This is a genomic window from Thalassobacillus pellis, from assembly GCF_016908295.1.
Taxonomy (GTDB): domain Bacteria; phylum Bacillota; class Bacilli; order Bacillales; family Halobacillaceae; genus Thalassobacillus; species Thalassobacillus pellis.
Genome location: NZ_JAFBDO010000005.1, coordinates 227,363 through 246,250, shown reverse-complemented (window position 1 = coordinate 246,250; position 18,888 = coordinate 227,363). Strand labels below are relative to the sequence as shown.

At 43.7% G+C, this 18,888-nt stretch carries 20 protein-coding genes; 5 read left to right on the top strand and 15 right to left on the bottom strand.

Annotated elements, in window-relative coordinates; all coding sequences use genetic code 11:
* Positions 1–100: 100 nt before the first annotated feature.
* The 4 genes from alr to acpS all read right to left on the bottom strand — a co-directional run bounded on the left by alr (position 101) and on the right by acpS (position 4,493).
* Complete coding sequence (gene alr, locus JOC33_RS16220) at positions 101–1,258, bottom strand: alanine racemase (RefSeq protein WP_205093581.1); 1,158 nt, start codon at positions 1,256–1,258, stop codon at positions 101–103.
* Between the two features lie 228 nt (positions 1,259–1,486).
* A complete protein-coding gene (locus JOC33_RS16215; protein ID WP_205093580.1) occupies positions 1,487–2,503 on the bottom strand; it encodes a LolA family protein in 1,017 nt (338 codons plus the stop codon).
* Positions 2,504–2,555: 52 nt separating this feature from the next.
* Positions 2,556–4,073, bottom strand: coding sequence for an NAD(P)H-hydrate dehydratase (locus JOC33_RS16210; protein ID WP_205093579.1), 1,518 nt, complete (start codon positions 4,071–4,073; stop codon positions 2,556–2,558).
* Positions 4,074–4,121: 48 nt separating this feature from the next.
* Entirely contained in the window at positions 4,122–4,493 is a 372-nt protein-coding gene (gene acpS / locus JOC33_RS16205) for a holo-ACP synthase (RefSeq protein WP_205093578.1), read from the bottom strand.
* A 123-nt stretch (positions 4,494–4,616) separates the two neighbouring features.
* Between acpS and JOC33_RS16200 the strand changes: the two genes are divergently transcribed.
* A complete protein-coding gene (locus JOC33_RS16200) occupies positions 4,617–5,375 on the top strand; it encodes a rhomboid family intramembrane serine protease (RefSeq protein WP_205093577.1) in 759 nt (252 codons plus the stop codon).
* Between the two features lie 334 nt (positions 5,376–5,709).
* Here JOC33_RS16200 and cshA read toward each other — a convergent pair whose 3' ends face one another.
* Positions 5,710–7,170, bottom strand: coding sequence for a degradosome RNA helicase CshA (cshA, locus tag JOC33_RS16195; protein ID WP_338054541.1), 1,461 nt, complete (start codon positions 7,168–7,170; stop codon positions 5,710–5,712).
* A 224-nt stretch (positions 7,171–7,394) separates the two neighbouring features.
* Between cshA and JOC33_RS16190 the strand changes: the two genes are divergently transcribed.
* Both JOC33_RS16190 and JOC33_RS16185 read left to right on the top strand, forming a co-directional pair.
* On the top strand, positions 7,395–8,312 hold the full coding sequence (locus JOC33_RS16190) for a DMT family transporter (RefSeq protein WP_205093576.1): 918 nt from the start codon (positions 7,395–7,397) through the stop codon (positions 8,310–8,312).
* Positions 8,313–8,340: 28 nt separating this feature from the next.
* Entirely contained in the window at positions 8,341–9,195 is an 855-nt protein-coding gene (locus tag JOC33_RS16185; RefSeq protein WP_205093575.1) for a DegV family protein, read from the top strand.
* 118 nt (positions 9,196–9,313) lie between these two features.
* Here JOC33_RS16185 and JOC33_RS16180 read toward each other — a convergent pair whose 3' ends face one another.
* The 7 genes from JOC33_RS16180 to JOC33_RS16155 form a co-directional block, all read right to left on the bottom strand.
* A complete protein-coding gene (locus JOC33_RS16180; RefSeq protein ID WP_205093574.1) occupies positions 9,314–10,003 on the bottom strand; it encodes an alpha/beta hydrolase in 690 nt (229 codons plus the stop codon).
* A gap of 105 nt (positions 10,004–10,108) precedes the next feature.
* The gene (locus JOC33_RS16175; protein WP_205093573.1) at positions 10,109–10,516 is read right to left on the bottom strand and encodes a YppG family protein; all 408 of its coding nucleotides are present in this window, start codon (positions 10,514–10,516) and stop codon (positions 10,109–10,111) included.
* 198 nt (positions 10,517–10,714) lie between these two features.
* Positions 10,715–10,984 (bottom strand): glutaredoxin family protein, encoded by a 270-nt coding sequence (locus JOC33_RS16170; RefSeq protein WP_205093572.1) that lies wholly within the window; start codon positions 10,982–10,984, stop codon positions 10,715–10,717.
* A gap of 279 nt (positions 10,985–11,263) precedes the next feature.
* Entirely contained in the window at positions 11,264–11,896 is a 633-nt protein-coding gene (locus JOC33_RS16165; protein WP_205093571.1) for an SDR family oxidoreductase, read from the bottom strand.
* 293 nt (positions 11,897–12,189) lie between these two features.
* Positions 12,190–14,043, bottom strand: coding sequence for a ribosomal protection-like ABC-F family protein (gene abc-f, locus JOC33_RS16160; protein ID WP_205093570.1), 1,854 nt, complete (start codon positions 14,041–14,043; stop codon positions 12,190–12,192).
* A gap of 175 nt (positions 14,044–14,218) precedes the next feature.
* Positions 14,219–14,347, bottom strand: coding sequence for an RAxF-45 family protein (locus JOC33_RS20675; protein ID WP_338054540.1), 129 nt, complete (start codon positions 14,345–14,347; stop codon positions 14,219–14,221).
* Positions 14,348–14,415: 68 nt separating this feature from the next.
* The gene (locus tag JOC33_RS16155; RefSeq protein ID WP_205093569.1) at positions 14,416–14,880 is read right to left on the bottom strand and encodes a MarR family winged helix-turn-helix transcriptional regulator; all 465 of its coding nucleotides are present in this window, start codon (positions 14,878–14,880) and stop codon (positions 14,416–14,418) included.
* Positions 14,881–15,074: 194 nt separating this feature from the next.
* Here JOC33_RS16155 and JOC33_RS16150 point away from each other — a divergent pair, with 194 nt between their 5' ends.
* Positions 15,075–15,686: a methyltransferase domain-containing protein gene (locus JOC33_RS16150; protein WP_205093568.1), complete on the top strand. Its 612-nt coding sequence runs from the start codon at positions 15,075–15,077 to the stop codon at positions 15,684–15,686.
* Positions 15,687–15,725: 39 nt separating this feature from the next.
* On the opposite strand, the gene JOC33_RS16145 is transcribed toward JOC33_RS16150, so the two are convergent.
* The 3 genes from JOC33_RS16145 to JOC33_RS16135 are packed head-to-tail and all read right to left on the bottom strand — an operon-like array spanning position 15,726 to position 18,233.
* Positions 15,726–16,109 carry a VOC family protein gene (locus JOC33_RS16145; RefSeq protein WP_239534268.1) on the bottom strand — a complete coding sequence of 128 codons (384 nt, stop codon included), beginning with the start codon at positions 16,107–16,109 and terminating at the stop codon, positions 15,726–15,728.
* 4 nt (positions 16,110–16,113) lie between these two features.
* Positions 16,114–17,514, bottom strand: a complete 1,401-nt coding sequence (locus JOC33_RS16140) for a hypothetical protein (RefSeq protein WP_205093566.1) — start codon at positions 17,512–17,514, stop codon at positions 16,114–16,116.
* Positions 17,511–18,233, bottom strand: coding sequence for an ABC transporter ATP-binding protein (locus JOC33_RS16135; protein ID WP_239534253.1), 723 nt, complete (start codon positions 18,231–18,233; stop codon positions 17,511–17,513). The genes JOC33_RS16140 and JOC33_RS16135 overlap by 4 nt, the downstream gene beginning before the upstream one ends.
* 108 nt (positions 18,234–18,341) lie before the next feature.
* Here JOC33_RS16135 and JOC33_RS16130 point away from each other — a divergent pair, with 108 nt between their 5' ends.
* Positions 18,342–18,557: a hypothetical protein gene (locus tag JOC33_RS16130; protein WP_205093565.1), complete on the top strand. Its 216-nt coding sequence runs from the start codon at positions 18,342–18,344 to the stop codon at positions 18,555–18,557.
* The last annotated feature ends 331 nt before the right edge of the window (positions 18,558–18,888 follow it).

Below are 18,888 nucleotides of genomic sequence, written 5' to 3'. Positions count from 1 at the left end.
CCAAAGTCCATTGCAAAGGCATCAGAGAACTTTTTCCTGATATTGTGTTTTTTTTAGTATAGGAGAGGGAATAGTGTAATATTGTTTGCCCTCATTTTCCTCAGACAACAGGATTATCCACTTTAACCAGCCGGCCCTTTTCAAAATAAATTCTTGGTACACGGTAACTGATGATGCACGGAATCTCATAATTAATTGTATTCAAATACCCCGCTATTTCATCCATGGAAATTTCTTCTTCTTTTTGTTTTCCGATCAGCGTTACTTTTGTGCCAGGCTCATACTCCTTGTCTAATCTTACCATGAACTGATCCATGCAGATTCTTCCAACGATCGGCATGCGTTTTCCGTCAATTAAAACATCCGCTCCTTGAAGCTGCCTTATCCACCCATCTGCATAACCTAGAGGCACAGTGCCAATCCACTCGTCTTCTTCCGTACAATAGGTGGCACCATAACTGATACAGTCCCCTTTATTCACCTTTTTGACATGGACAAGCCTGCTGTGGAGGCTGAATGCCGGTCTTAATTCAATAGGGCGCTCCTCCTTCACTACTGGCGAAGGGTAAAGTCCGTATAGGCTAATACCGAAACGAAGCATATCTTCCGGCTGCTCCGGTACTCGCAGGCTTGTCGCACTGTTGCTGGAATGATAGATGAGCTTTCCATTCCAATTTTGGTTCATTATTTTTCGCATTGCTTCAAAACGCTTTTGCTGCCTTATGAAATAATCGGAATCGGCCTCATCTGCTGTCGCAAAATGGGTAAAAACTCCTTCGAGCAAGAAGCGCGAATCATTTAGCGCTTCCAATATTTCAAGTAATTCCTCTTCCGTTCTAATTCCGACCCGGCCCATTCCTGTGTCCCACTTCAAATGAAGTTTAAGAGGATGGTCAAAGGTCAGCTGCTTTACTTTCTCCAGCCATTCCTTCTGGAAAAATGTCACGGTGATGCCATGCGCTGCCGCAACTGGCGCATCTTCACTCCGGATCCACCCCATTACAAGTACAGGAGCGGTGATGCCACTTTCCCTCAGCTTTATAGCCTCATCAAGCAGAGAAACCGCGAGGGCATCTGCCCCTGCCTCCAATGCCTTCCTGGCCACCTGTATATCCCCATGGCCGTATGCGTTCGCTTTTACTACAGCATATATCTTCTTTTGTTTTGGTATATGACGTTTCAGTTCTTTGATGTTATGTGAAATCGCGTCCAGCTGGATCTCCACCCAGGAATCACGATAAAAGGTCTCTATTGCCAACTTCTTTACTCCTCTCGAGAACTCCTTTCATCCATTATTCATTGATGCCACCATTGTGTCAATCTTAATGGAAGCATGGTTTATAGCCTGATTTTAATTCCATAATACTCAGCTTATGGCCGTAAGACACCCCACCATTTCCCTTGCCGCTGAAGGGCTCGTTGGTAAATTCATGCCATCTTAACGTACAAAATAAAAGCAGACCCGCTGAGCCTGCTATCCAGTGAATTATTTGACCGACTGATCATAGACCGATCCTGCCACTTCGATCATTTCTTCTCTTGTTAGATCATTACTTGCCAGGCGGAATTTCATACCTTTATAATTCCATTCCAATGTATTGTCATTTATTGCCCCGATAGTAAATCCTAAATTGACCGGCTCGCCTTGGACTGGTACCACATCCGCCGTGCTGGCTGCCTTCACTTCCGCTTGTTCTTCAATTATAGTAAAACTCTTATCTCCTTTATAGGTCATGATCACCCGTTTGCCAGCTTCCATATCGACTTCTTGCTTTTCGGCAAGTTCTGCCCCAAGCTGGACGGCAGGATAACGGACAGTGAACGTCTGCTCGCCTTCCATATTCATGACAGGTACTTCCGTTTGGACAGCAGCCATGTTTTTCTGGACATCAAAGTCTTCTTCTTTAAAGGAAGGATCCTTTGTGAATCCACCGAATTGCACTTCTACCAGTGCTTGCATATCCTGGTCGAACACCTTCACAAGAACCGGCTGATACGTTTTCTTGTCAAAATAGATTTCCTGGAATGGCAGGGACTTATTATTTTGATAGTTCGTTTTTGTTTTGAAAACATAGTAATCTTCCATCGTACTGAATTCAGCTTCGGAGTCCTTCAAAATATCCTGGACAAGCGACTCATACAGGTAAGGCTGGCTGCTGTTCTGCGGCCATTCACTTTGGAATTTAAAGCTTTTGTTCAATGCCGGAGTCAGCACGAAGACGCCTTCTTTGTTTTTCAGGATAATCTGGCTGCCTTCTTCGTCTTGATCATGCTGCAGCTTGACCCGGTAGAAATCCTTTTTCTTGTGCCATACTTCAATATGGTACTTCTGCTGTTCTTTCCCCGTATTCATGGTCATGCTCGCATCTGTTTTATAGCCGCTCATTTTTTCAGCCTGCTCTTCCAATTTCTTGACGACATCTTCCTTGGATTGCTCTCCACAAGCAGTGAGCAGGATGAAAATCAGTGAGGCGAATATGATCAAGGCACTACGCTTCTTCATGAATTCAACTCCTTTGTCTCATTTCGAGGACAAAGGGAACGCACTCACCAATTTACTCAGAAAATGTACGGAATGTCAGGGAAACGCCTTCAATCAGGTCCGTTGCCAGCAAAGAGTGTTCTGAGTATTCCTCTCCTGTAAGCAGCTCAGCTGTCTTACCATGAAGAAAACACCCATTGCATAGTGCTTCGCTCACCGACTGGGACTGCATGATCATGGCAAGCAGAATACCGGACAGCACGTCGCCGCTCCCGCCTTTGGCAAGCCCGGCGTTACCGGAGGTATCAACCCACTGGGTTCCATCTGGGGTAGTTATGATTGTTGCCGGCCCTTTCAGCACAACATATACCCCATGATTCGCTGCCAGCCGATGCGACAATTCAAATGGCCTCGCCAGTACATCCGGTATGGATATCCCGAGAAGAGATGCCATTTCACCCGGATGTGGGGTAAGCACGGTTGGAGATGTCCGATTTTCAAGGAGCCCAAACATCTTTTGAAGATGAAAAAGCCCGTCGGCGTCAACCAGCACTGGTACATCCGCTTCTTCAAGGAGTTGCTGAAGCACCGTGCGGGAAGCTTCACGCCTCCCCATTCCCATGCCGACAGCGATAGCATCATAACCAGCAAGATCTCCCATGATCTTCCCCGCAAGCATCCCTTCAAGTTCCTGAATATCAGCTGAGGTAGCTTCTGGTACATGTGTGGAAACGGACGGCCAGGCACTTTTCGGTGTTGCAACTGTCATCAGACCAGCCCCGGTACGAAGAGCAGCCCTGGCAGATAATGCTGCCGATCCTGGCATCAGAAATGAGCCCCCTGCTATCAATCCTTTTCCATGAGATCCTTTATGAGAATAGGCTCCCCTTTTCGGAATGGTTTCCCGGAATTGGTCTTCTCCCCATAAATGACGCATGGGCTTTTTCACCCTTTTGACAGGCAGACCTATTTCCACAACTTCCCACTCTCCATAATAAGGAGCGGTATGCTGCAGAAATACACTCATTTTAGGAGCAGCAATGACAGAAGTATAGTCCGCCTTTACTCCGTCAAATTCAGTCACACCTTCATCTGCCGGTACGCCTGTAGGGATATCAACAGCGATTGTCAGAGCCTGACACTGATTCACATATTCCACAATCTGAGCAAAAGGGGATCTAAGCCGGCCTCCCACCCCGATTCCTAACATGGCGTCAATGATCACATCCGACTTTTCCAATCGCCGAAACAGGCTGCCTATCTCATTCAGGTGATGAAGCTCATACCCAGAGCCGATTAACATCTGCTTATGCTGAAGTGATGCTCCCGTGATCTTTTCATCCGGGACCAGCTGCCATGCCGCTGCCGAATAACCCTTGTTCAATAGCGTCCTCGCAATGGCAAAGCCATCGCCCCCATTATTACCAGGTCCGATCAAGATGGTGATCTTCTGGCTGCGGTCCAACTTCTTTTCGATATTTTCCACAACGGCCCGTCCGGCATTTTCCATAAGTAATTCTCCAGATACCCCAGCTTCTTCCATGGTAACGAGGTCCCATCCGTACATTTCTTTTGCGGTGACAATATCCAAATTCGTTCCCTCCTACCCGCATTAAACTATATGAGACAACCTGATAAATTATGCAGAGTTGTCCTGCTCTTCCAGAATGACTTGGGCAATTGCATGGCTGCTGCTATGGGAAATGGAAACCCACACGTCAAAGTGTTCAAACCCACGTCCCTTGATCACCGGCGCTCCTGATTCATGACGAAGCACCTCAATATCCTGAAAGCTCAACCGGCCGATTCCAGTACCAGCCGCCTTAGCAAAAGCTTCTTTTGCAGCATATCTTCCAGCTGCGAATTCTATTTTATGCGAATCCGTTTTATACTTATTATATAGTTCCCTTTCATTAGGAGTTAAGATTCTTTGAAGAAATCGCTCATTGCGATTTATAATTTTATTGATCCGGCCCAGTTCGACCAGGTCGATTCCGATTCCTCTGATCATCACAATCTTCCTCATATCATTTATTACCTACAGTATAACCGATTTGCAGGTGAGAGAAAAAACTTGAATAACAGAAGCATAAATAGACTAGATTGTTAACAATCTAGAAAAAGGAGACAGACCATGTTCATACGTACAGAAAGTTTTAAAGAATTTATCCGTTCTTACCCTATTGTCTCGACACTGGTAGGAATCCATCTGGTCCTTTGGCTGCTGATAGATTTATTCCAGTTCGGTTTCGCATTGGAACTCAGAAATGCTGGTGTCGGCCTCAATATCGCCGTTACACAGGGAGAATACTGGCGATTGATCACACCGATCTTTCTGCATGCAGGACTCGGCCACGCCGTTTTCAACTCCTTTTCTATCGTTCTGTTCGGCCCGGCACTTGAGCAAATGCTGGGCAGATTCAAATTCATTATTCTTTATTTGTTTGCAGGGTTCATAGGCAATTTAGGAACCTATTTGTTCAACCCCGATTCCTTCATTCCACACCTCGGGGCATCAGGAGCAATCTTTGGTATTTTCGGAGTTTATGTATTTATGGTCATGTACCGTAAACACCTCATCGACCAGGCCAACTCCCAAATTGTAATGGTGATTTTCATTATTGGACTTGTCATGACCTTTCTCCGGCCGAACATTAATATCCTCGGTCATTTATGTGGCTTTGCCGGAGGCTTCCTGATTGCTCCTTTTGTTTTGAAAAATGCGGAAAGATTCTCTGTTTGGAGAAATACGCGTTCAAATCGCAGTGATATCGGGTTTGACCCAAACCGGTGGAGTAAAAGACGCTTCCCTTTGAAGAAAGTCCTTACGTATGTATTATGGGGCGGCATTATTGCCCTTGTCGCAATAGGTTTACTTGGGAATTTCTTTTAATTGGTACTGGATGGCAAGTCAAATAAACAATCGAACGTTTTATTTATACTAAAAAAGGGACGCCTTAAAAGTCTGCATTTAGACTTGTCGGGGCGTCCCTTTATTTTTACCAGCAAAATATTCAGGTATAGTTGATTCGTTATAAATCCGGGTCAATACGGCGGAAGGCAAGTGGCATTTACCAACCGAAGACATAAGAGAAACCACTCTTCCTTCGATTAAATGGCCACAATCATCCCTTGTTATAATCCCCTGAAAGTAAAAAAACTTGAAGAGAAAAGGCTGCTTTCTCTTCAAGCTGTCCCTGACATTTTACTGTCCGGTACTTTAAGACTTATTTCTGGTTTTGATTACGTCCGCCACGCTTCTGGTTGAACTTGCGGTTACGGGAGTTCTTGTTGCGGTTGAAATCCCGCTTTTTATCGTTTCGCTTAAAACGGCGTTTTTTATCCTTGTCATTGTGTGCTTTCTTGACACTGATCGGCTGGACGCCTGATAAACGTACAGGCGCTTCACGACGCTCTTTGGTCATCATTTTCAATGCAGCAGCGACTAATTCCATGGAATCATGATTCTGCAGCAGTTCGTTTGCAGCTTGATGATAAGATTTCAAATTACTTGTTTCCACCGTTTGCAACAACTTATCCACAGCTACTTGCTGCTGACCGCGCTGCGCTTCATCCGTAGATGGTACTGCCAGACGCTGAAGCTTTTTCTTCGTCAATTTTTCAATCAGGTGCAGCTGTGCTTTTTCACGAGGAGTGACGAATGAAACCGCCTTCCCTGTACGGCCAGCACGTCCTGTACGACCAATCCGGTGCACATAGCTTTCCGGGTCCTGTGGAATATCGAAATTATAAACATGGGAAACCTCGGAAATATCCAGGCCACGGGCAGCAACGTCAGTCGCTACCAGGATTTCCACTCTTCCTTGCTTGAATTTATTCAAGACAGACATCCGTTTTCCTTGTGTCAGGTCACCGTGGATGCCTTCTGCACGGAAGCCTCGAGTTTGAAGGCCGTCCGTCAATTCATCGACACGACGCTTGGTACGTCCGAATACGATGGCCAGCGCAGGAGCTTGAATGTCCAGCAGACGGGTCAATGTATCGAATTTCTGTTTTTCATGAACCTCAACGAAGAACTGTTCGATATTTTCAACAGTCATTTCCTTTGCTTTTACCTTGACCTCTTCAGGCTTTTTCATCAAGGTAGACGCAATATCACGAATCGCTTTAGGCATCGTTGCGGAGAACAACAAAGTCTGGCGCTGCTCAGGGATAGCCTTCAAGATATCCTTGATATCATCGATGAAGCCCATGTTCAACATTTCGTCAGCTTCGTCCAATACCGCTGTATGGACATTCGCAAGCTTGATTGTACGACGGCGGATATGGTCAAGCAGCCGGCCTGGTGTAGCCACGACAATTTGATTTTGGTCCTTGAGCGCACGAATTTGGCGATCCATATGCTGTCCGCCGTAAATAGGCAACGCACGGACACCCTTGAATTTTCCAAGGCGGTTGATTTCTTCCGCTACCTGGATGGCAAGCTCCCTTGTTGGTGCTACAACAAGCCCTTGGATATCGTTCCGGTCCTGATCGATTTTCTCGATCATCGGTATCCCAAAGGCTGCTGTTTTCCCCGTTCCTGTCTGGGCCTGGCCGATCACATCGCGTCCTTGAAGGGCGAGTGGGATAGTTTCAGATTGAATCGGTGTCGTCTCTTCAAACCCCATTTGGTCTAAAGACTTCAATACCGGTTTTGTTAATCCTAATGAATAAAATGTAGTCACGTTCTTTTCATACTCCTTTGATTTGAAATCTGTATTCAGTATTTCTATAGTAAGTCACGTAAAAAAAGCCTTTCCCCGCATACGGAAGAGGCTGCCGCTCCACTTGTCCGATAGATTCATCCATCATAACATACGACTTAGTTTAATTCTACATATTTTTCAGATGCTTTTCAAACAGATGAATGGTAGAATGGAAAAAAAATGACGCAACAAGGAGGGGTCCTATGGATAAGCCTCCATTCAATCCATATATAGCCGTACTTATCGGGGTCGTTTCTGTTTCGACAGCCGCAATTTTCGTGAAATTGGCAGGTGAAGCACCCGCTTCTATCATTGCTAATTATCGCCTATTGTTGGCTGTTTTAATCATGGCACCGTATGTCTTTTTAAAAAACCGAAGTGAATTCCGACAGATTTCAGGAAGGGATTGGCTTCTATCCAGCTTTGCAGGCATCTTCCTCGCATTGCATTTCATCTTGTGGTTCGAATCCCTGAATTATACATCCGTTGCCAGCTCTGTCGTATTGGTCACACTACAGCCGATATTTGCTTTTATCGGAACGTATATTTTCTTTCAGGAGCGGTTCACGGCTGGCGCCCTGCTGAGCATGGTCATTGCGATCACCGGAAGCGCGATCATCGGGTGGGGAGATTTCCAGATCAGCGGTCTTGCACTCTTTGGCGATATTCTGGCTCTAATTGGCGGTATGATGGTTACAGGTTATTTTTTACTTGGCCAAAATCTCCGAAAACGTCTTTCATTAATGACGTATACCTTCGTTGTTTATGGCATGGCTTCCGCAGCATTGATCGTATACAATCTTATTCTGCAGCATTCGTTCACAGGCTATCCTGCCAGTAATTGGTGGATTTTTCTTGCACTCGCCATTATCCCGACTTTCTTTGGTCATACTTTGTTCAACTGGGCATTGAAATGGCTGAGCACTTCCACTATTTCTATGAGCATTCTGTTTGAGCCCGTCGGTGCATCGATTCTGGCCTATTTCATATTGGGAGAAGTTATCACATGGTCCCAGTGGCTGGGAGGAACCATAGTTATTTTCGGGCTGATGATGTTTATTTTCAGTACAACTAAAAAGGTGAAGCCGAAGCTCACCCGGATAAGTGAATTAGAAGACTAATCGAAAATTAATGAGAGCAGGTGGATCGATGACAATTCAAATGATTATCGACGGTGGTGCTGATGTGCCGCACGACCTTAAAGCCAAACATGACATTTGGATCGTACCATTGAATCTTCACTTTGGTGATGAACCGTTTAAAACTGGAGAGCTCGATATAGCGGAGTTCTATAATAAGCTTAGGCAATCTCCAGAACTGCCTCGCTCCTCCTCTCCAAGCCCATATGATTTTTATGAAACCTATAAGAGAGTTGACGAAAATCATCCTATTTTAGTCTTGGCGTTAACAGCGGGGTTAAGCAGCACCTATGAAAGTGCCGTGATCGGAAAAGACATGCTGCTTGAGGAGCAACCTGACCGGCAGATTGTCGTTCTTAACACAAAGACGGCCTCCTGCGGGATAGCTTTGCTGGCGGACGAAGCAGGAAAAAGAATTGAAGAGGGGTACAGCCTGGACCAGCTTGCTTCCCATATGGAAGAACGAATCGACAAAACGACTACTTTGTTCATTCTAAAAACATTAGAAAATGTCATTAAAGGCGGCCGGCTGGATAAAGTTCGCGGAGCCATCGCCAAAACATTAAACATCAAGCTGTTGATGAAGGCAAGTGAGACTAAAGGCGATATTGAGGTCATGGAAAAAGTGCGAGGTAATAAAAAGGCATTCCGCCGTTTTGTAGACCAGATCGAAGAATATGCCAATAATTTTGAAGACCGGGCAATCGCGCTTTCTCACTGTAACAGCGAAGAACTCGGCCGCTCAATCATGAAAGACATTCAGACGAAATATAAGTTCAAGGATCAATTGTTCACAGAAATGGGGCCTCTGATTTCCACTTATGCCGGGGAAGGCGGACTCGTTATCGCCTTTTTCAAGGATTAGAACAAAAGCGGAAGCGCATCGTGAAAGGGAATCTTTTTCGAGCCCCACTTTTCCGTTATCACAATAAAGAAAAGGCTGTTCCCATTAGTCTATTACAGACATAGGGGAGCAGCCTTTTTCATCTTTCCAGAAACGATTCAACCGTGTCAAATAACTCCTCTTTATCGTCGCAGTGACATATCAAATGCTTGGATTGCTCAAGGAAAACGAGTTGTTTATGATCAGATGGAATTTCCTGTTCTAAATAAATCGCCGCTTTATCCGGGACCATTCCGTCCTGTTTCCCCTGAATAATCAGCACAGGGCAATTGACCTCTCTTAAAAAGGGCCTTGTGAACTGGACACATTTCACAAACTCCAAAGACGACGAAAAAGGCGTCTGCTTCACCTTGTCTTGGTAACGAAGAAACAGTTCGTTTGATTCCAGACTGCCTTGAATAGCTTCCGTAACAAACCCGGTGAGATCCTTGTACATTTGAGGAACGTTAATATACTTCCCAGCTGCCGACAACAAAATAAGCTTGTCCGATTTGTGTTTTGCAGCAAGATAAGCTGCAATCATCCCGCCCATGGAAAAGCCGATCACATATATTTTTTCGCACGATTTTTGGAGATTCAAATAAGCCAATTCTGCAGCGGCTATCCATTCCTGATAATAATGACCTTTTAAATCAAGCTTCGTTCCATGCCCTGGCAATGTTGGCACTTCGAACTTCCACGAAGTCCTTGTTTGAAGAAATTCAACCAAAGGTTCGACTTCATAAGGACCACCCGTATACCCGTGTATACATAAACAACCAATCATCATAAATTCCTCCTACTGCCAACCTATAAACGCCTTCTATTTATACCATACCCTTTTTCCCTGTGAAAATAAATTTCATTAGAGCGTGCCAGACAAACCCGGCAGGCTCTAACGAAAACCTTTGATGAAACCACCGATACCTTTCACCAATGGGGAGAACTGATTCGCCGTCTGTGCAAGCTGCCCCATCGTCTTCATCATTTTTTCCATATCCAACTGTCCGTTTTGATCTTGAAAATACCCCATCATTCCTGGCGGCCGGCTGTTTTGATCATAAAATTGATTTCCTGTCTCATTATAAGCGTTTTCGATAGGAGGGAAAGCTGGTTTGGCGTATATTTCAAAGGGATTGACAGGTGCCTGCCCTGAACTCCAACCTTGTTGGAACTGATTGGGTTGAACCGGCTGCATCATCTGTTGTCCTGCTTGTATCGGCTGCTGTAATGAGTGTGGATGCTGAGTAGGGGGATAAAATGGGGTCTGGTAGTAGGGGGACATATTTCTGAATGTATACATACTTCCACCTTCTCCTTTCTTATAACAACAGCCTATGTACCTTAAAATAAAACGTGAGCGATTAAAGTTAGAAAAACTTGGCTTGTCGCCAAGTCCTTATGGCGAAAGTCTTAGTTTTACTTATACTTTAATCCTTTAACAAAGTTAAACTTTTTAAAGTGCAAAAAAAAAAGAACAAGTGGAGCAACCACATGTTCTTTAGAAGCTTATCGCACCGTCATCCATGTTTTCATAAATACCCAGTTCCCGTTTCAACTTACGTTTCTGGAAGCCTAACACTTTTCTGCCTCCGATAAAGGTAGCTGGAGTGCCATAAACTCGTTCTCTTTGCAATTCTTTAAAAGATTCTCTATTATTTGTTACGTTCTTCTCTACAAAATCAACTTCCCACTCTTTCAGTTGATTGACAACTTGTTCACAATGCCTGCAGTCATTGCTGACATAAACGATAACACCGTGCTTTGTCATTGGTGTACCCCCAGACTTCCCTATTAGTTCAATTTACCCAAATCCTTTTTCGCTTTACAGTTTATAATAATGACTACCCTGTTTCAAAGGAAACGAAACTTCTTTTTTTAAAAAATAACCATAATCTAACATACGTAAATAAAACGTTACATATAAAGGGAGTTCAGACCTGGTTCCAAAGTCCAAAGGAAGGAACCGGTGGCACTCTGTTTGTTAATAGTAATAGCATGCCGTGATTTTTTCGCTCTTAATTTGAAAACAACTTCATTTATATACTCATTAATAAGCCAATACTTCACCGATTTCCTGATCACCATTCACTAATTCGAATGTACGTTTATCTGCCCTCGGAACACTTAATAAATATGCCAATGTTTCTGCAACATCCTCACGGGAAACAGATCCGAATTCATCCAACTTACCCTTTAAGTTGACCTTTCCTGTCCCTGGCTGATTTGTCAGGCCGCCCGGTCTAACAATTGTATAATTAAGATCGGAGTTCTCCAGTCGTTCATCAGCCCGGTGTTTTGCATAAAGATAATGCTGCATGGCTTTCGGACCGGCAGCAGGATCATCTGCCCCCATGGAGCTCAGCATGATAAATCGCTGCAGACCAAATCGCTCACCCAGTTCCACCGACTTGATTGCACCTTCCTGATCGATCAAAACGGTTTTATCGGGACCGGTATGTGGTCCTGAACCCGCTGCAAAAATAGCGGCATCTATACCATAAAAAGCTTTATCAAAATCTTTTTCTAAATCGCCGAGCACGGTTTTGACTCCTATATCTTCAAATTGAGGAATCTGATCCGTATCCCTTACCATAGCCACAGGTTCATGTGCCGAGTCTTTTAATTTTTTGACTAAAATCTTTCCAACCTTGCCATTCGCACCAATCACTAATACACGCAAAGAAAAACCTCCTTCGTTGTACTTTTCACTCTTTTCTCGTTCCCTGGGATTAATAATAATAAACAGGTTCTTCCAATAGGAAAAAGAGAATGAGAAATTTTAGAAGGAGGTTTTGGTGCCTGGCTAAGACTTTATATCTTAACGGGGCCAGTACCCCTTGGATAAAGGCAACCATTTATGATTGTGGGAACTTTTCTTTAACACTGAATCCGTTTACGGAAATGTTTTCCGAACTTCTTCCATTTTCTTCAACCTACCTGTACATAGCCCCCTCAATCAAAACCGAATTAAAATCAGGTTGATATCCATTTTCCATATAACTCATCCAGTTCTTTTTCCAGACGAACTTTTTCCGACTCCAAATCCATTCGACGTTCCTGCTGATCCGCTTTTTCCATCTCATTTTTTAGTCGTTCCAGCTTTTGTTCAGCCCGAAGTATCAAATGCTCGTAATCACGGGGGTGTTCTGAGTTTTCTGCTTTTGATTTGCTGGATTTTTTCTCGGAAACCCCTTTCTGTTCCACTTGATGCTGTATGTTTTTCCATTTATGCTGCGTTTCGTTATAAGTTCCATGGAAACGGTGTAATTGCCCATCGATGAGGTAAGCGGTGTCCGTAAAGCAACGATTCAAAAAATAGCGGTCATGGGAAATACCAAGAACCGTTCCCGTAAACTTGTTCAATGCTTCTTCCAGCACCTCCTGGGATTCAATATCCAAATGGTTTGTCGGTTCATCCAGAAGCAGAATGTTGATCCCTTGATTCATAAACACAGCAAGCTTCAGCCTCATTTGTTCCCCGCCACTTAACTGGCGGATTTTATGGAAAACGCTGTATCCGTAAAACATGAAATGAGCTAAAATCTGACGGGCCTGACCTTCTGTTACGATGACATGCTCCCGAAAGTAATCAATCATGCGCATGTCAGGATCAGCTCCATGCAGTGGATCCTGGGGTAAGTAACCGATTTTCATAGACCTGCCGCCCTTAATTTGCCCACTGTCAGGATAAGAATGCCCCAACAGGATGCCCATCAAGGTTGACTTTCCGCTTCCGTTTCCCCCGACAAGCGCGACGCGTTCTTTGTAACGAAGGTGGAGATTAATACCATTTAGAATCTGGCGGCCGCCGAATGCTTTACAAATATTTTCTGCAACGAACACGTCGGTACCGCTCCGCCCATCAGCTTCTAAAGAGAGGTTCATTTTTTTCGGATCGATTAGCGGCTTTTCCTTCTTCTCCATTTTTTCAAGTGCACGTTCCATGCTTTTCGCTTTTTTAAACAGCTTCGGGTTAGGCGGACTTGCTTCGCTTGCCCATTGTCTCAGCCTTCTGATCGCTTCCTTCATCTTTTTGATTTTTTTCTGTTGCTCTTTGTATTCCTGGAATTCCGCTAGCAACTTCTCTTCTTTCTGTTGTTCAAAGGAAGAGTAGCCGCCACTGTATTTCGTGATTTCCCCTTCTTCCAAATCAGCGATGCTTGAAATAGTGTGATCTAGAAAGACGCGGTCATGGGAAATGATACAGACTGCTCCGCTATAATTACAGAGATACTGCTCGAGCCATTCAATAGCATTCAGATCCAGATGGTTTGTCGGTTCATCCAGAAGCAGTACATCCGGCTCTTCCAAAAGTATTCTGGCCAAGCCAAGTTTGGTCTTCTCACCACCGCTCAGCTGCTCAAAGGATTGATCAAGTAACTCTGTAATACCCAGGCCGGCGGACACTTTTTCGATATTCGCTTCCATTTCATATCCACCCCCCTGGGCGAAACGATCCTGCAGCTGCCCATATTTATATAGTGCCGATTCCATTTTAGCGGAATCCTGCATGGCAACCTCCAGCTCGTTCATTTCTCTAATCATTTTTAATAGCTTTTCAAAGCTAGACTTCAGATACGATCGACCTGTGCCTTCCCACTCAGAAGGTATCTGCCTGAGATACCCGATTGTCAGCCCTTTTTGAATGAACAAATCCCCTTCATCAATTGATTCATCTTTCGTAATCAGCCGAAATAATGTTGATTTTCCGCTTCCATTCCGTCCCACCAGTCCAATTTTCTCATTTTCCTTCAGTTCAAAATTCAAATCCTCAAATAAAACTGTTCCACCTAACGTTTTCTTTATATTTTTTAATGTAATTAGCATCCTGTTTTCCTCCTAAAGACAATGTGGAAACGCCGCCATACCATGCGGCGCCTGACTTTTCCTTATACTCTAAGCCTGAAAAATTTTTGTTTTCCTGACATACAAAAAAAGCCAGCAGTCCCCTTGACCACTGACTCTAAAAAAAAACATTTATAGTTATGTCAGATATGAGACGCTATACGCTTCCTCTATTTAACTGCTTAAAAAAGGGCACACTTATCCCTTGAACAGTTAAATCATGAAAAATCGCACGATTGAGGTACAGCAATTGACTGTCAATCACGCGTTTCTGGCTGTATAGCATCTTCATACCTCCTTTGCCTTCAGGTAGTTTCTTCTATAATTCATCTTATCTCAATTTTCTGAAAAAATCTAGCCTTTCATTTGGTCAGCATGCTTCCCGAGCTTTTTCAAAAGTTCGATTGCCTGGATTTTTTCCTCTTTGTTTAAACCACTCGTTATTTCTTCGATCCGCTTCCAGTGTGTAGGAAATATCTCGTTAAGCAGTTCCTTACCTTTTTCAGTGATGGCCGCATAAGTAATCCGCCTATCACTTGGGCAAGGCTTCCGCATCAGATATTCTTTCTTCTCCAGCTTATCGACGACATAAGTGATACTTCCGCTTGCGAGTAAAATTTTCTCCCCGATTTTTTGCAGGGGCTGGTCACCCTGATGGAAAAGTAATTCAAGCACACCGAATTCTGTTGCATTCAACCCATGCTGATGGATATCTTTTTTGACAAGGTCTTCGATGGCACGCTCTGCTTTTGATAAAACAACAAATAGCTTCAAAGAAGGATCCTGTTTTTTCTGTTGATATAACTCCCGATCATCCATAGGATTTCTTCCTCTCAATATCTCGAATTTAAAGTAATTATAAGTTGCAGAAATTTACCTGTCAAATGCAGCAAGCCACTACACAGTATAATGTGTATGCTTTTGGCAGGGATTCTTTTTTGGTTGTATGTGCTTCCTATGGCATAATGATAATATACCAATTTTAATGATAACAGAAAGCGGTGAACAACGAGGTGGTTGACGATACAGGAGAACGTGTCATACCGGAGTACATGAAGCCGATGAATAAACTCCTGCTTGAGCATATGGCCCGTTACCAATTTGCACTGCCCTATGCGAAAGGCCGGGTCCTGGATTTATCCTGCGGCGCTGGTTATGGCACACATATGTTAGCAAAGGAACGGAAGAATGAAGTAGAAAAAGTTGTGGGTGTAGATATCGATGAAGAAATCATTCAGTATGCCAAAGGTGCCTATTACCACCCTAATTCGGAATTCGAGGTGATGGATGCCGTCGATCCCAAGCTGCCGGAAAAGCTTGGAACTTTTGATGTAATCACTAGCTTTGAAACGTATGAACATATTGAAAACGAAGAACGACTGTTGCAAAATTACTATGAACTTTTGAAACCCGGCGGCACTCTGCTCGTCTCTACACCATTTGGTCAGGGGCGAGGAAAGGAATGCGGATCGCCTTTTCATATTCACCAATTGACCCCTGAAGAATTTCGGGACTTATTTCCTGAATATAGTGCAAAAGAATTTTTTTACCAAAAAGGGGTTTTGATTGAGCCTTCACGTGATATAGTCCATTACCCCCTTGGAATTGCCGTCTGTCATAAATAAGAGGAGCTTTGCCTGTCATGGAAAGCTCCTCTTATTTTTTCATTCTGTACAATTTCCACAAATCATGACTGCATTGCCATCTGGATCTTCAATATGAAACCAGCCGAAATTGCCATGTTTCTCTATCGGCCTTGTGACAGGGATGTTATTTTCCTTTATCCACCGATGACTCTGTTCCAAATTATCAGAACAGAAATTGAAGACAGGTGTTTTAGCCGGCTTAAACTGATATTCATCATCAAAAGCATGGTCATCTATTGTCATATACACTTCGCCAGTGACTGGTACATTATAGACTGGTGAACGGACCTCTTTTTCATCGAACGGGAGGCCAAGCAGCCTGCTATACCAGCCTGCAGATTTCTTTAAATTTTTCGTATGGACAAATACAGCATGTACTTTTGGTTCAAATCCTCTTTCCATCAATTTACTTTCCTCCTTTGATAGTAGTTGAGATGGCAAATAACAGGATCACTCCAATTGAGAAATACGGATACACTACAGCCAGACCTGCTAGAATGAAACCGATTGCCAACAATATACCCTGAACAACTCCAGGTGGATCTCCGTATCTCTGCAGCAGTACCCACTGCCGTTTCATTTCATAATGAAGAAAAAAATAAAACCAACAGCCTATGCCTGCCACCTGGATAGGAAGCCACCAGATGTCATTTCTCATCGAATAAACCACCAGGATAATGAGGAGCGGTAAAATAAATCCACTCATAGCCCATTTCATATATGTTTTCTGCAATTTTTCTTTATTCCACGGAAGGGAGAAAATCAGTTTGTCGTTGATGAACATGTTACCAAATAAACTTGAGCTCATCTTGATATAAACGAAAACCACCAGAGGCACAGCAAGGCCAGCCACTCGCTCATCGAGGAATAAAGTTGCTGCCGGGAATAAACAGCAGAAACCGATCGTTTTCAGAGTAAATTCTTTTTTCTCTGCCAGGTAAATCCGCCAGAGACGATGATACATCCGATCAACAGATTGAAAGGGCAGCTTCGCTTTTTTTGTGCGGAAAAGCTGCTGGGTCCAGGCAAGCTTCTTCGGTGGCTTGATTTCGACCTTCGTGACTTGCTGGACAAACCAGATATTCCATTCAACGGCGTCATTATACTGGATCACCTTCGACCAATTGACATCTTTTAGAATCCTGCTGGCTAACAAGATGTTGATAAAGGTCAACATTCCCACCAACAGTATCCAGTTCATGACTGACGGTATATGACCGGCTATCCCAAGTCGCCATACCCCAAGGAGAAGGAAAGAGGCGGGGATCAACAGGATCTTCTTTCTGGTAGTCAGGGAAAAACATTTCCATTGAAGAAGCAGGCCGGCAGCAGTCATAGCTGAATAAATAGTAGCTGCCTGAAGTGTTAATAAAAAGCTCACAGGCGTAATGATGCCGATGAGTATTAATACTAAAAAAGCCAAAATAGCGTGGTAAACCATATGCTCCACTACGATAATGCCAAGCAGTTTTTTTCTTGAATGAGGAAGCATGCTGAGGTGCAGCTCCGCAGACGTAAACCGGATACCCGGTCTTAAAGAACTGGCTGTGAAGCTTCTCGCTAAAAGACCGAGTGCAAAGAGGAACAGTTCAGCCCTGAATATATCCTCTACCTCTGCCAGATAAGGCCCAAATTGTTTCATCCAGTCGTATATCATAAAAAAAAGCCATACACCAAACACAACTGTATAGATGAAAATTGTTTTATCAAAGCTTAAACTGAACGCTTGTTTATATACTTTCCACTTCTTTCTTCTGCGTTGCTTTTTTATCCAATGATATGTGAACCACGTTCTCTTTGAACTCATTCTTTTCTCCTTGAAAGGTCCTGAAATTCAGTGATTGCACCCTGTTCGGTCAATTTTCCGTCATTCAGCATGATGAACCGATCTGATAATTGTTTCACTTTTTCAAGCTGATGGGACGTAAGCAGGATAGCAATACCTGCAGCCTTTTTTTCCAGCAGTAAACCTTCCAGGAGCTTTCCCGCATGAATATCCAGCCCCATGAAGGGTTCATCGATCATAAGGAATGGAACTTCGGGTATGAGCGCGCAAATGGTTTGCGTTTTTTGCTTCATTCCTTTGGACAGGGACTCCGGATATTCATCCAATTTATGTGCAATATCAAATTGTTCAGCCAGGCGCAGGGCTTTCTCGACTCCATTTGGTACTGCGTAGCTATCCTGGTAAAGCTGGAAATGCTGATGGACGGTCAATTCGGATAATAGCAGTGGTTCTTCCGGTATGTATGCAAACTGGCGTTTAAATGCCAGGAAATCACCGTCCTGGCTGCAGCCATTGATTATAATCTTCCCTTGCTGCTTTTCCTGCCACCCCATAATCACCTTCATTAAAGTCGATTTACCAGCTCCGTTATGACCGACAAGTGCGGTCACTTCTCCTGAAGCAGCCGAAAATGTAACCTCCTTAAGAATGGCTTTTTCCTTAATGGAATAGTTTAAATCCTTGACGACCAGCATATTCCCCCTTCCTCCTTCCATGTTCGTTTGATTATACATTCTCATGTTGAATTCCTGCTTTTTTACATATTTTAAATAGTAATAAAAATATCGGTATAAAAGACAATATATGTAGCACACTATCCCCACTATCAACTGGGAGGTAAAAATAAGATGGCAAAGAGAAATAAAGCACAGCAGAATACCACTAAAGCAGCAAAAACGATCAAAGATGGAGCAGACGCAGCATTTGATGCTGTTCAAGGAGCAGCTGAAGCTGCCGAAAGCGCTGCAATGAACACTGTCGACAAAACGGCCGATGCAGTCAATAAAGCATTAGATGATGAAGAGGACGACGATGATAAACGGCCGGTAAATACCTTTTTTTAATGAACAACGAAAACTGAGATAAGCGGTAACGGCAAATGCAGCCGAAATACGAATGCAAAAAACAGCTTCGAAAAGTACAATTAAAACGCCGCCAATATCTGCAGATAGTAGAGGCAGCATACTTGGAAAGCGAAGAATATAGGTAAAACGTTAATGACGATGATTACTGAAAGAATAAGGGGCTGTCCCATAAGTCTGTACTGTAATAGACTAATGGACAGCCTTTTTCTGTAAGGTTGATACCGCAAAAGAATGGCCGGGAAACAATTCCCTTTCCGCAGGGAAGACGACAAGTCTCTTCGGGCTACCCAAAATAGCAATCAACAGTGCA

What these genes read in the sequence shown, in the direction of transcription:
- JOC33_RS16190 (WP_205093576.1), top strand. Translation starts at nt 7,395, where the DNA reads ATGGATAAGCCTCCATTCAATCCATATATAGCCGTACTTATCGGGGTC.
- JOC33_RS16135 (WP_239534253.1), bottom strand. Translation starts at nt 18,233, where the DNA reads ATGAGAATGTATAATCAAACGAACATGGAAGGAGGAAGGGGGAATATG.
- JOC33_RS16155 (WP_205093569.1), bottom strand. Translation starts at nt 14,880, where the DNA reads ATGGATGATCGGGAGTTATATCAACAGAAAAAACAGGATCCTTCTTTG.
- JOC33_RS20675 (WP_338054540.1), bottom strand. Translation starts at nt 14,347, where the DNA reads ATGCTATACAGCCAGAAACGCGTGATTGACAGTCAATTGCTGTACCTC.
- JOC33_RS16145 (WP_239534268.1), bottom strand. Translation starts at nt 16,109, where the DNA reads ATGGAAAGAGGATTTGAACCAAAAGTACATGCTGTATTTGTCCATACG.
- JOC33_RS16215 (WP_205093580.1), bottom strand. Translation starts at nt 2,503, where the DNA reads ATGAAGAAGCGTAGTGCCTTGATCATATTCGCCTCACTGATTTTCATC.
- JOC33_RS16185 (WP_205093575.1), top strand. Translation starts at nt 8,341, where the DNA reads ATGACAATTCAAATGATTATCGACGGTGGTGCTGATGTGCCGCACGAC.
- acpS (WP_205093578.1), bottom strand. Translation starts at nt 4,493, where the DNA reads ATGATCAGAGGAATCGGAATCGACCTGGTCGAACTGGGCCGGATCAAT.
- JOC33_RS16180 (WP_205093574.1), bottom strand. Translation starts at nt 10,003, where the DNA reads ATGATGATTGGTTGTTTATGTATACACGGGTATACGGGTGGTCCTTAT.
- JOC33_RS16140 (WP_205093566.1), bottom strand. Translation starts at nt 17,514, where the DNA reads ATGAGTTCAAAGAGAACGTGGTTCACATATCATTGGATAAAAAAGCAA.
- JOC33_RS16130 (WP_205093565.1), top strand. Translation starts at nt 18,342, where the DNA reads ATGGCAAAGAGAAATAAAGCACAGCAGAATACCACTAAAGCAGCAAAA.
- JOC33_RS16170 (WP_205093572.1), bottom strand. Translation starts at nt 10,984, where the DNA reads ATGACAAAGCACGGTGTTATCGTTTATGTCAGCAATGACTGCAGGCAT.
- JOC33_RS16175 (WP_205093573.1), bottom strand. Translation starts at nt 10,516, where the DNA reads ATGTATACATTCAGAAATATGTCCCCCTACTACCAGACCCCATTTTAT.
- JOC33_RS16200 (WP_205093577.1), top strand. Translation starts at nt 4,617, where the DNA reads ATGTTCATACGTACAGAAAGTTTTAAAGAATTTATCCGTTCTTACCCT.
- abc-f (WP_205093570.1), bottom strand. Translation starts at nt 14,043, where the DNA reads ATGCTAATTACATTAAAAAATATAAAGAAAACGTTAGGTGGAACAGTT.